The 14,690-nt window shown below is 69.9% G+C and carries 12 protein-coding genes; 8 read left to right on the plus strand and 4 right to left on the minus strand.

The features are described from left to right. Positions 1-25: 25 nt before the first annotated feature. From AC1ROC_RS18890 to AC1ROC_RS18910, 5 genes are all read left to right on the plus strand, one after another. Positions 26-856, plus strand: coding sequence for a carbohydrate ABC transporter permease (locus AC1ROC_RS18890; RefSeq protein WP_256922046.1), 831 nt, complete (start codon positions 26-28; stop codon positions 854-856). Continuing rightward, positions 853-2,406 (plus strand): glycoside hydrolase family 3 protein, encoded by a 1,554-nt coding sequence (locus AC1ROC_RS18895; RefSeq protein ID WP_256922041.1) that lies wholly within the window; start codon positions 853-855, stop codon positions 2,404-2,406. The genes AC1ROC_RS18890 and AC1ROC_RS18895 overlap by 4 nt, the downstream gene beginning before the upstream one ends. Continuing rightward, the gene (locus tag AC1ROC_RS18900; protein WP_085370184.1) at positions 2,403-3,308 is read left to right on the plus strand and encodes an ROK family protein; all 906 of its coding nucleotides are present in this window, start codon (positions 2,403-2,405) and stop codon (positions 3,306-3,308) included. The genes AC1ROC_RS18895 and AC1ROC_RS18900 overlap by 4 nt, the downstream gene beginning before the upstream one ends. Continuing rightward, on the plus strand, positions 3,301-4,086 hold the full coding sequence (gene nagB, locus AC1ROC_RS18905) for a glucosamine-6-phosphate deaminase (protein ID WP_085370183.1): 786 nt from the start codon (positions 3,301-3,303) through the stop codon (positions 4,084-4,086). The genes AC1ROC_RS18900 and nagB overlap by 8 nt, the downstream gene beginning before the upstream one ends. A 291-nt stretch (positions 4,087-4,377) precedes the next feature. Then, positions 4,378-6,177, plus strand: coding sequence for an Ig-like domain-containing protein (locus tag AC1ROC_RS18910; RefSeq protein ID WP_085370182.1), 1,800 nt, complete (start codon positions 4,378-4,380; stop codon positions 6,175-6,177). A 56-nt stretch (positions 6,178-6,233) separates the two neighbouring features. Here the strand turns inward: AC1ROC_RS18910 and nagA are convergent, their stop codons facing one another. From nagA to purU, 3 genes are read right to left on the minus strand one after another with little or no spacing between them, the layout of a single operon-like run. Then, the gene (gene nagA, locus AC1ROC_RS18915) at positions 6,234-7,406 is read right to left on the minus strand and encodes an N-acetylglucosamine-6-phosphate deacetylase (RefSeq protein WP_085370181.1); all 1,173 of its coding nucleotides are present in this window, start codon (positions 7,404-7,406) and stop codon (positions 6,234-6,236) included. Then, positions 7,403-7,765 carry a YrdB family protein gene (locus AC1ROC_RS18920; protein WP_247597128.1) on the minus strand — a complete coding sequence of 121 codons (363 nt, stop codon included), beginning with the start codon at positions 7,763-7,765 and terminating at the stop codon, positions 7,403-7,405. The genes nagA and AC1ROC_RS18920 overlap by 4 nt, the downstream gene beginning before the upstream one ends. Positions 7,766-7,801: 36 nt before the next feature. Then, the gene (gene purU, locus AC1ROC_RS18925) at positions 7,802-8,677 is read right to left on the minus strand and encodes a formyltetrahydrofolate deformylase (RefSeq protein WP_493001860.1); all 876 of its coding nucleotides are present in this window, start codon (positions 8,675-8,677) and stop codon (positions 7,802-7,804) included. Between the two features lie 92 nt (positions 8,678-8,769). Between purU and AC1ROC_RS18930 the strand changes: the two genes are divergently transcribed. The 3 genes from AC1ROC_RS18930 (at position 8,770) to AC1ROC_RS18940 (ending at position 12,187) form a co-directional block, all read left to right on the plus strand. Next, positions 8,770-10,242, plus strand: coding sequence for a purine-cytosine permease family protein (locus AC1ROC_RS18930; RefSeq protein ID WP_085370178.1), 1,473 nt, complete (start codon positions 8,770-8,772; stop codon positions 10,240-10,242). Then, positions 10,239-10,787: a cysteine hydrolase family protein gene (locus AC1ROC_RS18935; protein WP_085370177.1), complete on the plus strand. Its 549-nt coding sequence runs from the start codon at positions 10,239-10,241 to the stop codon at positions 10,785-10,787. The genes AC1ROC_RS18930 and AC1ROC_RS18935 overlap by 4 nt, the downstream gene beginning before the upstream one ends. Before the next feature lie 155 nt (positions 10,788-10,942). Beyond that, positions 10,943-12,187: an MFS transporter gene (locus AC1ROC_RS18940; RefSeq protein WP_256922040.1), complete on the plus strand. Its 1,245-nt coding sequence runs from the start codon at positions 10,943-10,945 to the stop codon at positions 12,185-12,187. On the opposite strand, the gene AC1ROC_RS18945 is transcribed toward AC1ROC_RS18940, so the two are convergent. Then, complete coding sequence (locus AC1ROC_RS18945; protein WP_493001861.1) at positions 12,174-14,375, minus strand: sigma-70 family RNA polymerase sigma factor; 2,202 nt, start codon at positions 14,373-14,375, stop codon at positions 12,174-12,176. The two genes, AC1ROC_RS18940 and AC1ROC_RS18945, sit on opposite strands and share 14 nt — an antisense overlap. Between the last annotated feature and the right edge of the window lie 315 nt (positions 14,376-14,690).

Genomic DNA, 14,690 nt, shown 5'->3' on the forward strand with positions numbered 1-14,690 from the left:
GCCGCCGCGCAAGCTCCGCCAGAAGATCAAGCCGTCTCGCGTCGTTCTGGGGATCGTCGGCGTCGTCGTCTCGCTGATCTGGGTCTTCCCCGTCTACTGGATGGTCAACTCGTCCCTCCTGCCCAACGTCGTCCTGCAGAACACCAAGCCGACCTGGCTGCCGTTCGGCGGCTCGTTCGACAACTTCGCCGAGGTCATCAACGGAGGCACGTTCTTCCCCGCACTCGGGATGAGCCTCATCATCGCCGTCGTGACCGTCGTGTTCTGCATCGTGTTCGCGTTCCTCGCAGCCCTCGCGATCAGCCGGTTCAAGTTCCGCGGACGCAAGTCGTTCGTGCTGGCCGTCCTGCTCATCCAGATGCTGCCGGCCGAGGGTCTTTTCATCGCCCAGTACAAGCTGATGGGCAGCCTCAACCTGCTGAACACGGTCGTCGGCGTGAGCATCATCTACATCGCCGCCGTCGTGCCGTTCACCATCTGGATGCTCCGCGGCTTCGTCGCCGGCATCCCCGCCGACCTCGAAGAGGCGGCGATGGTCGACGGGCTCAGCCGCACCCAGGCGTTCATGCGCATCACGTTCCCGCTGCTCGCGCCCGGGCTCGTCGCATCCGGGGTGTATGCGTTCCTCCAGGCGTGGAACGAGTTCACGGTCGCGCTCGTGATCCTGCAGGAGAACTCCAGCCAGACGCTCCCGCTGTGGCTGCGCGGCTTCATCCAGCAGTCGGCGTCCCGCGCGACGGACTGGGGACAGGTGATGGCGGCGTCGACCCTCGTCGCGGTTCCCGTGATCATCTTCTTCCTCTTCGTGCAGGGCCGCATGACCAGCGGTCTGGTCAGCGGGGCGGTGAAGGGGTGAGCCGGCCGGGCATCGCCGAGCACCAGGACACCACAGAACCGGGAGAAGCGAGCGCCGGCCTGCGCCGGCGGATCGCTGCGACCCTTGTTCCCGGTTTCGTGGGCACCACACTGCCGGACTGGCTCGCAGCTCGGCTGCGCGCCGGTCTCGGCGGGGTGTGCGTGTTCGGCCAGAACGTCGCATCCGTCGAGCAGCTCCGCGCGCTCACCGACGCGATCTACGCCGCCAACCCGGATGCGGTCGTCGCGATCGACGAGGAGGGCGGCGACGTCACCCGCCTCTACTACGAGACGGGCTCGCCATATCCGGGCAACGCGGTTCTCGGCAGGCTCGGCAACCCCGGGTACACCGAGCAGGTCGCTCGCCGGGTGGGCTGGGAGCTGCGCAGGGCGGGCTGTAACCTCGACTTCGCCCCGGATGTGGACATCAACTCCAACCCGGACAACCCGGTGATCGGCGTGCGCAGCTTCGGCTCGTCGCCCGAGCTGGTGGCCGAGCAGAGCGCAGCGTGGACGCGCGGGCTGCAGTCGGCGGGCGTCGCCGTCTGCGCCAAGCACTTCCCCGGCCACGGGGACACGGCCCAGGACTCGCACCTGGTGCTCCCCGAGGTCGACCTCGACGTCGATCAGCTGCGCGAGCGGGAGCTGCTGCCGTTCCGCGCCGTCATCGAGGCGGGGGCGCGCACGATCATGACCTCGCACATCCTGCTCCCGCAGCTGGATGCGGAGCGGCCGGCGACGTTCAGCCCGACGATCATCGAGGGCCTGCTTCGCCGGGAACTCGGGTTCCAGGGCGTCGTCGTCAGCGACGCGCTCGACATGAAGGGCGCGAGCGGGGATCGCGGCATCCCGGAGGCCGCCGTCCTGGCGCTCGCCGCCGGCTGCGACCTGCTGTGCATCGGCACGGAGAACACGGACGACCAGCTCGCCGAGATCGAGAACGCGATCGTCGCCGCCGTCGAATCCGGCCGGCTGCCGGAGGCCAGGGTGGACGAGGCCGCCGCGCGGGTGCTCGCGCTGACCGCAGAGCTCCGCGCCGAGCAGGCGGCCGTGCCCATCCCGGCCGACGCCCCGGCCGGGCGGCTCGACCCGACGGACGTCGTCGTCGCGATCAGCACCTTCGACATCTCCGAGCATGCCGCCGAGTGGATGCGCGCCCACCGGGGCCCCTGCTCCGTCGTCCGCATCGACACGGTCGCGAACATCGCCGTCGGCGTGTCACCGTGGGGTCCGTTCGCCGAGGTGGCGGCCGACCCGGACTCCGCGTTCGCGGCGGCGTTCGCGGCGAACCCGACCGTCGTGTTCACCGAGGGCGACCATCCCGAGCTGGTGCTCGCCGCACAGTCGCCCGTGCTGGTGATCGGGAAGGACAATCACCGGCACGCGTTCGCGCGGGAGGCCATCGACCGGCTGCGCGCCGAACGGGACAGCGTGCTCGTGGTCGACATGGGCTGGCCGAGCGACGACAGGGCGTACGCGGACATCGCGACGTTCGGCGCATCCAGGCTCGTCGGCCGGGCGCTCCTCGACCTGCTCGGCTCCGGCTCGTGAGACTCGGCATCGACATCGGTGGCACCAAGACCGATGCGGTCGCCGTCGACGCCTCCGGATCGCTCGCGCAGCGGGTCAGGCTGGCCACCGGCTTCGGGTCGACGGCGGTGGTCGAGACCGCGGTGGCCGCCGTATCCAGGATCGGCGAGCTGACCGGCCTGTCCGCGACCGGGTTCGACTCGATCGGCATCGGCATCCCCGGGCTGGTCGACAACGCATCCGGTCACGTCGCGCACGCGGTGAATCTGGGGCTGGAGGGACTCGAGCTCGGCGGGGAGCTCGCCGGCAGGCTCGGCGTCGGCGTCCGCATCGAGAACGACGTGAAGGCCGCGGCCCTCGGCGCGTATCATCTGCTCGGCCTCGACGGCACGATGGCCTACCTCAACCTCGGCACGGGGATGGCGGCGGGGATCGTGGTCGACGGACGGCTGTGGCGGGGGAGGGGAGGCATCGCCGGCGAGATCGGGCACATCCCGGTCGACCCGAAGGGCGTGCTCTGCGCCTGCGGCCAGCGCGGCTGCCTGGAGACGGTCGCGAGCGGATCCGGCGTCGCCCGGCAGTGGAAGACCGACGACCCACTGCCCGTTCGCGCACTGTTCGCCGCCGCGGCGGACGGCGACCGGAACGCGCGGGCGATCAAGGCTAGGCTTGCAGAGGGCATCGCATCAGCTGTCCGTGTTCTCGTGCTGACCGTCGACGTCGACTCCGTCGTGATCGGCGGCGGCCTCAGTCATCTCGGGGACCGACTGCTGTGCGACGTCCACGAAGTGCTCGAATCCTGGTCGACGAGCTCGCCGTTCCTGGCGTCGCTCTCGCTGCAGGACCGCGTGCGCCTCGTCCCGGAAGATTCACCCGTCGCGGCACTCGGTGCTGCCCTCGTAGGAGAGAAACTCAGTGGCTGAAATCGTCGTCGTCCCCGATCAGGCAGCAGCGGGGGAGCTCGCTGCGCAGAGCATCCTCGACCTGATCTCCACCAAGCCGGATGCCGTGCTCGGCCTGGCGACAGGATCGACGCCCCTCGCGCTCTACCGCGCGCTCGCGGCGAAGGTGCAGACGGCAGGGGTCGACGTGTCGCACGTCCGCGGGTACGCGCTCGACGAGTACGTCGGGCTCCCGGACGGCCACCCGGAGAGCTACCGCGCGGTGATCAGCAGAGAGGTCGTGGAGCCGCTGGGTCTCACGCCGTCGCTCATCCACGTCCCCAACGGGAACATCGACACGATCGAGCACGCCGGTGCCGACTACGAGAAGGCGATCGCCGAATCCGGAGGGGTGGATGTGCAGATCCTCGGCATCGGCACGGACGGCCACATCGGATTCAACGAGCCTGGCTCGTCGTTCGCCTCCATCACCCGCGTGAAGACGCTCACCGAGCAGACGCGCAAAGACAACGCGCGCTTCTTCGACTCCGAGGCGGACGTGCCGATGCACTGCATCACGCAGGGGCTGTCGACCATCCTGCGCGCGCGCCACCTGCTGCTGCTCGCCTTCGGCGAAGGCAAGGCGGACGCCGTCGCCGGAGCCGTCGAGGGACCCGTCTCCGCCAGCAACCCCGGATCGGCGATCCAGCTGCACCCGCACGTGACCGTCCTGGTCGACGAGGCTGCGGCGTCCCGCCTGAAGAACATCGACTACTACCGGTACGCGTACGCGAACAAGCCGGCCTGGCAGAAGCTCTAGCCGCACTCTTTCTCGGTACCGGAAGCCCGGTCCCGTCTGTCGCCGAACTCGGCATGGACGGGGCCGGGCTTTTTTCATAAAAACATTGATTATCCCGCGTTGAAATTTTGCACCCTAAATGAAAGCGTGTGAGAATCGATATGTCGACGGGCTCTTCTCTGAACTCTCCGACAGCGATGACCGGGCTCGGTCTGGAATCGCTTGACCCACCCAGGGGAACGATCCCCTACCCGACTGCTCACGCCGCCTCCCTAGGACGCGTGTGGGCGCCGAAAGGAAATCCGCATTCCCATGCGTAAAAACACACAGCACGCCGGTGCTCCGAAGGGGCTGGCGTTCCGCGCGGCCCGCACCGGTGTCGCCGCAGCGTCCGCGCTCCTCGTTACGGCGGCAGGGCTCGCGTTCGCGGCTCCCGCTTCCGCGGCGACGGACGCTCAGACAATCCCGGTCGTCACGTCACCGGCCGCATCGTCGATCATCTACGACCAGTACCCGGTGTTCTCCGGGACGTCGAAGAAGAGCTACGCGGGCACCCTCTACCTCACCCCAGAGGGCGGCAAGAAGTACACGTATTGCACGTTCAAGTCGGATGCATCCGGCAACTGGTCGTGCCCGAAGCCGACCAAGCCGCTGGCGTACGGCGCGTATATGGTCGATGTCACGGTCTACAACAAGGGAGCGACGTCCAACTTCGCGATCGCGGACCCCGCCACCTATCCGAAGTCCGTCACTGCGCCCGGCTTCGGTGAGACGGTCACCACCAACCGTCCCGAGTTCGCTGGAACCGGCCTCCCCGGCGGCTTCGTCGTCGTCTTCCGCGGAGACGAGCCCGTGGCCGGGGGCGCGATCGACACGAACGGCCGATGGACGGCGCCGGCAATGTCCGACTTCCCGAACGGCGCGGTCGCGCTCCGGGTCGACTTCTTCACCCCGACCGAGCAGACGAAGCCGGTCTCCTCCCTCAACCACTTCATCACGGTGAACGTCCCGATTCCTGTGGTGCCCGTCACAGTGACCGGCCCGGTTGCAGGCTCTACGGTCGACACGGCGACGCCCGTGTTCGCCGGCTCAGGCGAGGCCGGCGCATCCATCGTCGTCACCGACGGAAACGGCGTGCTGCTCGCTTCGACGACGGTCGGCGACGACGGCGCGTGGAGTGTCGAGTCGCAGTTCGGGCTCGCCAACGGTCCCGTGGTGGCCACCGCCACGCAGACGGTCGCCGGAGTGTCTGAGACGACCGCGGCATCCACGAACTTCACGGTCGCCGTCGCTGCTGTGCCCGTCACGGCCGCTGTCGTGGTCACAGCTCCGGCGATCGAAGGGCAGGTCACGACAGACAAGCCGATGTATGCGGGAACCGGTGAGCCCGGCGCCAGCATCCAGGTCCGGGGAAGCAGCGGCGCGGTCCTGGGCTCGACCACGGTCGCCGCGGACGGCACCTGGTCGGTCACCTCGGAGATCCCGCTGGCCAACGGCTACTACATCGGCTCCGTCGTGCAGGAGATCCCAGGCGGCGCGACCACGCAGGCACGCCTGTCGTACGTGGTCAACGCCGTCACCGCGAAGCCGTTCAGCGTGACGTCCCCGGCAGCCGGCGGTGTCCTCGACACCGAGACCCCGGTCTACTCCGGCGTGGGCACTCCTGGCGCTGCCGTGGAGATCCGCGGTAACACTGGCAGGCTCGTCGCGTCTACCACTGTCGACGCGGCAGGCAACTGGTCCGCGACCGCGCAGTTCCCGCTCGGCGTCGGACGGTACGTCACGCACGCATCGCACATCAGCAACGGCGTGAGCACGCCCGCAGTGCTTCAGTACACGATCGTGGGCACCCACTCGGTGGCCAGCCCGAGCGTCGGTGCGAACACCGCGGGTCCGCGGCCCGTCTACACCGGATACGGCCACAACGGCGCCACCATCCAGATCGTCGGAAGCTCGGGCGCCATCGTCGCGACGGCGATCGTCGACGTGAACGGACGCTGGACAGCCACGGCGGACTTCGACTTGGTTGCAGGCCGCTATGTCGGCACCGCTGTGCACATCTTCGAAGGCGTGACGGTCTCGGCCGTCCCCATGGAGTACTTCGTCAAGTAGTCCGATCCACATCGCCAGCAGCCCGACCCTCCTCCGAGGGCCGGGCTGTTCGGCGTTCAGGCGCCGGTCGCGCCGTCGGCGATGGTGCTGCCGGCCGCGAAGACGCGGCGGACGGTCCACTCGTGGTCGAGGATCACGGCGTCCGCCGCGTAGCCGGCGCGCAGCCGCCCGAACCGGTGGCCGTCGCCCAGCACCCGCGCGGGGGTGAGCGTCACCGCTTCGACCGCCTTGACAGGCTCGAGGCCGGCGAGAGTGATGGCGTTCCGGAGGGCGACATCCTGGGTGAGCGTCGAGCCGGCGATGGTCTCCGTGCCGGAGAGCACCGCGAGACCGTTGCGCACGGAGACGTTGAGGCCGCCGAGGCGGTAGTCACCGTCGCTGGCGCCCGCGGCGGCCATCGCGTCGGTGACCAGTGCGACGCGTCCACGCGCCTCGTCGAAGGCGAGCCTGGCGACCGATGGATGCACGTGCAGACCGTCGAGGATGAGCTCCAGGGTCACGTCGGGGTTCTCGAACGCGGCCACGACGGGGCCGGGCGCGCGGTGATGGATGCCGTTCATCGCGTTGAACGCGTGCGTGAGAAGCCGGGCGCCGACCTCGAACGCGCGGGTGGCCTGGGCGTAGTCGGCCGCCGTGTGGCCGACGCCGACCACGACACCGGCCTCGATGAGCACACCGATCGACTCCAGCGCGTTCGGCAGCTCGGGGGCGATGGTCGCGACGCGCATCGTGCCGCGGGCGGCGCCGATCAGCTCCTCGACCATCTCGGGGCCCGGCTCACGCAGGAAGGCGGCGTCGTGCGCACCCCGGCGCTCCGGCGCCAGGAACGGGCCCTCCAGGTGGGAGCCGAGCACGAGAGGGTCGCCGGCCGCGAGGTCGGCGACGATGGACAGGCTCTCGCGCAGTGAGGCGAGTGGGTTGGCGACGTGGGAGACGAGCGAGCGTGTCGTGCCGTGCGCTCTGTGCGTGGCGAGACCGGCGAGCATCTGCTCCGGACCGTCGTCGAACGGGTGGCCGCCGCCGCCATGGCAGTGCAGGTCGATGAAGCCCGGCGTGAGCCAGTGCCCTCCGGCGTCGACCACCTCTCGGCCGCCGCCCTGGGCCGCGCTGTGCCAGCCGGTGCCCGAGCCGGTGGCAGTGATGGTGTCGCCGTCGACGACGAGCCAGAAGTCGTCGACCAGCCCGTCCGCATCCACCTTGCGGGCGTTGTGGACGACGAGGCCGGTCACGAGAACTCTTTGCGTCCGTTGACGATGCCGCTCACGGTCGCGACGACCGCGAACACTCCGGCGACGATGGGCTGGCCGAGGTCCCACCAGGCCAGGGCGGCCGACGCGAACACGACGATTTCGACCAGCGCCTTGACGAACGGGTCGACGTGCAGCACGGCCTTCGGCGAGCGGAACAGCGCCCAGAGCACGATGGCGACGGCCGGAGCGAGGATGCCGACGACGATGTTCCACGGCAGCGGCCAGGCAACGAAGCCCCAGAAGCCGAGGGTGAAGATCGCGAAGAGTTCCAGAACGAACCGGAGGACGTCGTTCGGCCCGACCCTGGTCTCGCTCTGCGGGTGCTGCGTGGAAGTCACGGAATACATTCTATTGCCGCAGCATCCCGTGCCCGCCTAGCGGAAGATGATCGTGCGAGCGCCGTCGAGGAGGACGCGGTCCTCGGCGAACCACTTGACCGCCTGGGTCAGCGTGCGGCTCTCCTCGTCCTGGCCGATCGCGACCAGCTCCTGCACGGTGCGCGAGTGGTCGACCCTGACCACGTTCTGCTCGATGATCGGGCCCTCGTCGAGGTCGCTCGTGACGAAGTGCGCCGTGGCGCCGATCAGTTTCACACCGCGGGCGTGCGCCTGACGGTACGGGTTCGCGCCCTTGAAGCCGGGGAGGAAGGAGTGGTGGATGTTGATGGCCCGGCCGGTCAGGCGCTCGCACAGCTCGGGGGAGAGGATCTGCATGTAGCGGGCCAGTACCACCAGCTCGATGTCGTGCTCCTCGACGGCCTCGAGCACGCGCGCCTCGAACGCGGCCTTGCTCTCCGCATCCGCCACGGGCCGGGACTCGAACGGGACGCCGTAGAAACCGGCCAGGTCGCGCAGGGTTCCGTGGTTGGACAGCACGAGCGGGATCTCGATCGGCAGCTGGCCAGCGCGCTGGCGGAACAGCAGGTCGTTGAGGCAGTGCGCCGCAGTGGATGCGAGGACGAGCGTACGCAGCGGACGGCCGACGTTGTCGACGCGGTGCTGCATCCCGAACTGCTCGACGACGGGAGCGAGAGCGCGCTCGAACTCGGCGCGGTCGGCGCCGGACTCGACCTGGAGGCGCATGAAGAAGCGGCCGGTGTCCGTGCTCGCGAACTGCTGGCTCTCGGTGATGTTGCCTCTCGCGGCGACGATCGCGCCGCTGACGGCGTGCACGATGCCCGGCTTGTCTGCGCAGCTGAACGTGAGCACCCAGTGGTTGGGCTGCGGGGATGCGGGGGCTGAGAGAGTCACCTTGTTAGGTTAGCGATTGCGCAGGCCGCTGCCGAACGCGCGGAGGTGCACAGCCATTGACGCGGCGCACCGAGGTGAAGTTGGATCGGTGCATGACCACTACGGGCGAGCACACCCCGGACGTCCCGACGACACCGGCCACCGGCCTCGGGGTCGAGCTGAACGGGCTCAACACCATCCAGGAGAGCGAACGCCGGGGCCGTCCGCGTGATCTGTTCTGGCCGTGGTTCGGTGCGAACGTCTCGGTGTTCGGCCTCAGCTACGGCTCGTTCCTGCTCGGCTTCGGCATCTCGTTCTGGCAGGCGACGATCGTCGGGATCGTCGGCATCGTGATCTCGTTCCTGTTCTGCGGGTTCATCGCGCTCGCAGGCAAGCGCGGCTCTGCGCCGACGATGGTGCTCAGCCGCGCGATGTTCGGCGTCGAAGGCAACAGGGTGCCGTCCGTGCTGTCCTGGCTGCTCACGGTCGGCTGGGAGACCGTGCTCACCGCGCTCGCCGTGCTGGCGACGGCGACGGTGTTCACGCAGCTCGGCTGGGAGGGCGGTGTCGCCACGAAGGTGGTGGCGCTCATCGTCGTGGCCGCGCTCATCATCGCCGGCGGTGTGATCGGCTTCCACCTCATCATGCGCATGCAGATGATCATCACCATCGTCACCGGCGTGCTCACCGTGCTCTACATCATCCTGGTGCTCGGCCACATCGACCTCGGCGCCGTCTCCGCGCTGCCCGCCGGCGACCTCCCGCACGTGATCGGCGGTTTCGTCTTCATGCTGACCGGGTTCGGGCTGGGCTGGGTGAACGCCGCCGCGGACTACTCCCGCTATCTGCCGCGTTCGGCGCGCAGTTCCGGCGTCGTCGGCTGGACGACGTTCGGCTCGTCGCTGGCTCCCGTCATCCTGCTGGTGTTCGGGATCCTGCTGGCCGGCTCGTCGGAGAAGCTCAGCACGGCCATCGCCGCGGACCCGATCGGTGCGCTCGCCTCCCTGCTGCCGACCTGGTTCCTGGTGCCGTTCGTGATCGTCGCGGTCCTCGGCCTGGTCGGTGGCGCCGTGCTCGACATCTACTCGTCCGGACTGGCCCTGTTGAGCGTCGGGCTCCGGGCGCCGCGCTACGTCGCGGCGGGGATCGACGGGGTGATCATGACCGCCGGCGCGATCTACGTGGTGTTCTTCGCCAACGACTTCCTCGGGCCGTTCCAAGGTTTCCTGATCACCCTCGGTGTTCCGATCGCTGCCTGGTGCGGCATCTTCATGGCCGACATCAGCCTGCGCAAGCGCGACTACGCAGAAGCCGACCTCTACGACAGGCGCGGCCGGTACGGCAGCGTGCGCTGGCTGCCCATCGCCCTCATCGTGATCGGGACGGGGATCGGCTGGGGTCTCGTCACGAACGCCTCGGCGAACTGGCTCACCTGGCAGGGCTATCTGCTCGGGCCGTTCGGGCTCGGCGGCACGCAGGGCGACTGGGCCTACGCCAACCTCGGCGTGCTCGTCGCACTCGTGATCGGCTTCCTCGGCACCCTTCTGTTCTCGCGCGGCGCGATCCGCCGCCAGGAGGAGCGGTGACGGAGCCGACGCTCGTCGTCGTCGACATGCAGCGCGTGTTCGGCGACGAGGACAGCGACTGGTTCACCCCGCGGTTCGCCGAGGCGGCCGCGGTGATCGAGTCGATGCTCCCCGCCTTCGGGGAACGGGTGGTGTTCACGCGGTTCGTGGCCCCGGCGCATCCGGTCGGTGCCTGGGGGCCGTACTACGAGCAGTGGCCGTTCGCGCTCGTGCCGGAGGACGACAGGCTCTACGAGCTGGTGCCGACGTTCGCCGGACGGGCGGACGCGGTGGTCACCGAGACCACGTTCGGCAAGTGGGGGCCGGGACTGGAGGCGGCGCTCGGCGGGACTACCGAGATCGTGCTGACCGGCGTGTCCACCGACTGCTGCGTGCTCTCCACCGCGCTGCCGGCGGCGGACGCGGGTGTGCACATCCGCGTGGCAGCCGATGGATGCGCCGGGCTGACCGACGCCGACCATCGGCGAGCTCTCGACGCTATGGCGCTGTACGCTCCGCTGATCGAGATCGAGGACAGCCGGAGCATCCTGGCGTCGATCGGGTAGACTCCTTTCTGGTCGGTGGTCGAACACCGGCCCTGGGCGCGCACATGGGCGCGTAGTCGACCCGCCATCCGAAGTCTTGCCGCACCGGCGACCGGATGGGGCGGGGAACGCCGTTCGTTGGACAGTTCGTCATGTCTGCCACTTCAACGTCGCCAATGAAAACCTCACCGAAATTCCCCTGGGCGGGACTGCTCGCGCTCGCCGCAGCCGTCTTCCTGTCCGTCACCAGCGAGATGATCCCCACCGGGCTGCTGCCCGACATGAGCTCGTCGCTCGGCGTGAGCGAAGCGCAGATCGGGCTGCTTGTCACGTTCTTCGCGTTCACCGTGGTGATCACGAGCACGCCGCTCACCGCGCTGACCAAGCGCTGGCCACGGCACGCCATGATCGTCGGCATCCTGATCGCCCTCGGCCTGTCGAACGTGCTGACGGCCATCGCGCCGGACTACGGGTTCGTGGTCGCCTCGCGCATCCTGGGCGGTGTCGCCCACGGTCTGTTCTGGTCGATCGTCGGCGCGTACGCCGGTCACCTCGTGCCGAAGGAGCAGATCGGCAGGGCCGTGTCGATCACGCTCGGCGGAGGCACGCTCGCGTTCGTCTTCGGTGTGCCGCTCGGCACGTTCGCCGGTCACCTGTTCGGCTGGCGGCTGTCGTTCGCCTTCCTCGCCGTCCTGATGCTGGTCGGTGCGCTGCTGGTGTGGAAGCTGCTGCCGACGGTGGAGCGTGAGACCGACACCCACGCCGACCGGATGCGCGGTGTGCCGCGCTTCGAACGCCCGGCCCGCCCGAAGGACGCGACCATCGTCGCGGTCGTGATGGTGTGCCTGGTGGCCTCCGTCACGATGATCGGGCACTACACGTTCTACACGTTCGTCGTCCCGTTCCTCACCGGACCGATGGGCGTCGCACCCGGCGACGTCGGCGGCTTGCTGTTCTTCTACGGGATCGCCGGCGCGGTCGGGCTGGTGCTCGCCGGCTCGCTGTTCGGGCCGCGCCCGCAGCTCGGGTTGATCCTCGCGCTGGTGGTCACCGGAGTCGCCGTCGCAGCGCTCGCGGCGTTCGCCGGGCAGCCCGTGATCGCCCTGATCGCGTTCATCGTGTGGGGGCTCGCGTTCGGCGCGCTGCCTCCCCTGCTGCAGACGCGGCTGCTCCACACCTCGTCCGCGGCGTTCCGCGACACCGCGAGCGCGCTGTACACGACGTCGTTCAACATCGGCATCGGTGGCGGCGCTCTGATCGGTGCGATGATCTTCGACCTGGGCGGCCTGATGGTGCTGCCGGTCGTCTACATCGGCCTGCTGGTCGTCGCGCTCGTGCTGGTGCTCGTGATCGGGCGGATGACCAGGAGGCGGCAGCCGGTGGATGCGCCTGCCGAGCCGGAGAGCGTCAGAACAGCGTGACAGGAAGGTCGACGAGCAGGCCGTAGCGGCTGCCGTCGGTGTACGCCACGCCGAACCGGTGCTGGAGGGTGTCGTCGAGCGCCCATTCGAATCCCTGGGACGCGTGACCGTATGCGTCGAGGTGCACGAGGTTCTGCATCCGGTTGCCGTCGGCGGACAGCCGGAGGGTCGCGCCGGGGGCGCCGTCCACGGTGAGCAGGAACGAGTGGCCGGGCGTCGGCGTGATCCGGATGGCGGGCACGGCCACGGATCCGGTGAGGGGCGCGGTCACTGCTGACACGTTGCCGAGCCGGTCGGTCTGCCGCGCGGTGATCGCGAACGCCGGCTGGACGCCGGTGAGCTGATCGGTGGCCCAGGTGCCGTCTGCTGAGGCGGTGACGGTGGCCTGCAGCGTCCCGTGGTCGTAGACGTCGACGGTCGCCCCGGGCTCTGCGGTGCCGGAGACGATGGGTGCGAGGAGCCCGGCGTACGTGTCGGAGCCGGTGTCGGGCTCGTTGAACAGCGGGGCGATGGCCGTGCGGTCGATCGACACGGTGGTGGTCTGCGCGGGGGAGCTGCCGCCCGCCGTCGCCTGGACGAAGCCGAGCGACCAGTCGCCGTCGGTGAGCGAGGACAGATCGAGCGTGAGGCTCCAGGCGCCTGTGCGGTCGGCGGTGGTGTTGCCGACGGAGACCGCGGCGGTGGTGGACGCGGTGCTTGTGCTGGATGCGGTGGAGAGCGGCGATGCGGTGGCCGGTGTCGCGGAGACGACGATGCGCGCATCCGGTGCTGCGGTGCCGGAGGCGGCGAGGGTGGCGGCGTTGGTCTCGGTCTGCTGGGCGGGGGAGGAGACGGCGGGGGCGGCCGGCGGCGTCGTGGGGGTGGGGGTGCCCGGTGTGCCGGGGCCGGAGGGCTCTGTCGGCGTCGTCCCGGTCTGGCCGGGGGAGACGGCGACCGGGGCTGTGGATGGCGGGTTGCCGGTCGATGGGGCGGCGGGTTGCGGCGCCGCGACGACGGGCACGGCGGGGGCCGGGACGGAGGGAGCCGGCGCTGCGGGAGCAGGATCGGCGGCGAGCGGCGCCGCCGGGGCGGGGACGGGCGGCGCGGTCGCTGCGCCGGTGTCCGGCTGCTGCTGGCTGGCCGTGACCGACGCGGGCCGCTGCGGGAACAGCTGGGGGCCGAAGACGAACCCGGCGGCGACAGCCGCGGCGACGAGCAGGCCGCCGATGGTCAGGCCGATGCCGACGGTGCTTCCGGTGCCGGCCGCCGCGGTGGCGGTTGCGGGAGCCGCAGTCGCGGCGCCCGAGCCCGAGCCGCCCGCGCTTCCAGCGCCCGCCCCGCCAGAGCCTGCGCCGCCAGCACCGGGCGCCGCAGAGCCCGGCATCACCGCGCCCGACTCTCCGATGGCGTAGCTGACCGCGTTCGCCCCCGACTGCATCCACGCCGCGTACGCGGAGGCGCCGCCGATGCCGAGTGTGAGCGGCAGCAGCACCAGGGAGAGGCGCGACCCGACCTCGGACGCCTCGGAGGCGACGATGCTGCAGCGCGCGCACTCGGCGAGGTGCGCATCCACTGCTGCCGTGTCGCGCTTACCGAGGCCGTGGCGGGCGTATGCGCCGAGGCGTTCGGTGGTCCAGCGGCACTCGGAGCCCTCGGCCGTCGAGGCGAGGTGCGCCTGCACCCAGGCCTGACGCAGCCCCTCGCGTGCGCGGTAAGCGAGGGCGGCGACCGCGTTGGGCGTCATCCCGAACAGCGGCGCGACCTGCTGCGGCGTCATGCTCTCGACCTCGCAGTACCAGAGCACCTCCTGCCAGCGGCTCGGCAGCGTGTGGAACGCCTTCGCGGTGAGGGACCGGTCGAGTGCCTCCATCGTCGCAGCCTCGCTGAAGGCGGGGTCTTCGACGGACTCCATCTCGTCGATGGCCGTCTCGTGCTTGGCCCGCCCCCACGACGCGGCGATGTTGCGGACGGTGCTGAAGAGGTACGCGCGGAACGCCGTGGTGGGGCCGCCGCCCGCCGCGATGGCGCGGTAGATCTTGGCATACGCTTCCGAGACCAGGTCGTCGGCGTCGAAGGTGGACGTCTGAGAGCGTGCGACCGTCATGGCCGCGCGGGCGTGCCGTCTCCACAGTTCGGCGAATGCTTCCCGGTTGCCGCCCCTGGTCAGCTCGACGAGGTCGGAGTCCGACTGTTCGGTGACGGGGGGCATCCCGCCATTCTGGCGGAAACAGCTGAAAAAAGTCTGATATTTCGGTCCTGTTACCGCTCGCTGAACCGGCGGAAAAAAGTTGCCGGAAGTGGCGTCATAACCGCGACAGCGGTGCGTCTCTCCCACTGAAGCCGTCGGCGATGGACGGCGATCCGGCGCGGAGTGCTCTTATTCGGCCCACTCCGCCGTGCGTTTGATGGACGACCCGAACGTCCGTCAAACGAGGGGGATCCGCGCGAGCGGACCGTCGGGGGGGGGGGGGGGGGGGCCGCCCCCCCCCCCCCCCCCCCCCCCCCCCCCCCCCCCCCCCCCCCC

The sequence above is a fragment of the Leifsonia sp. GW821-FHT13C05 genome (assembly GCF_058806515.1).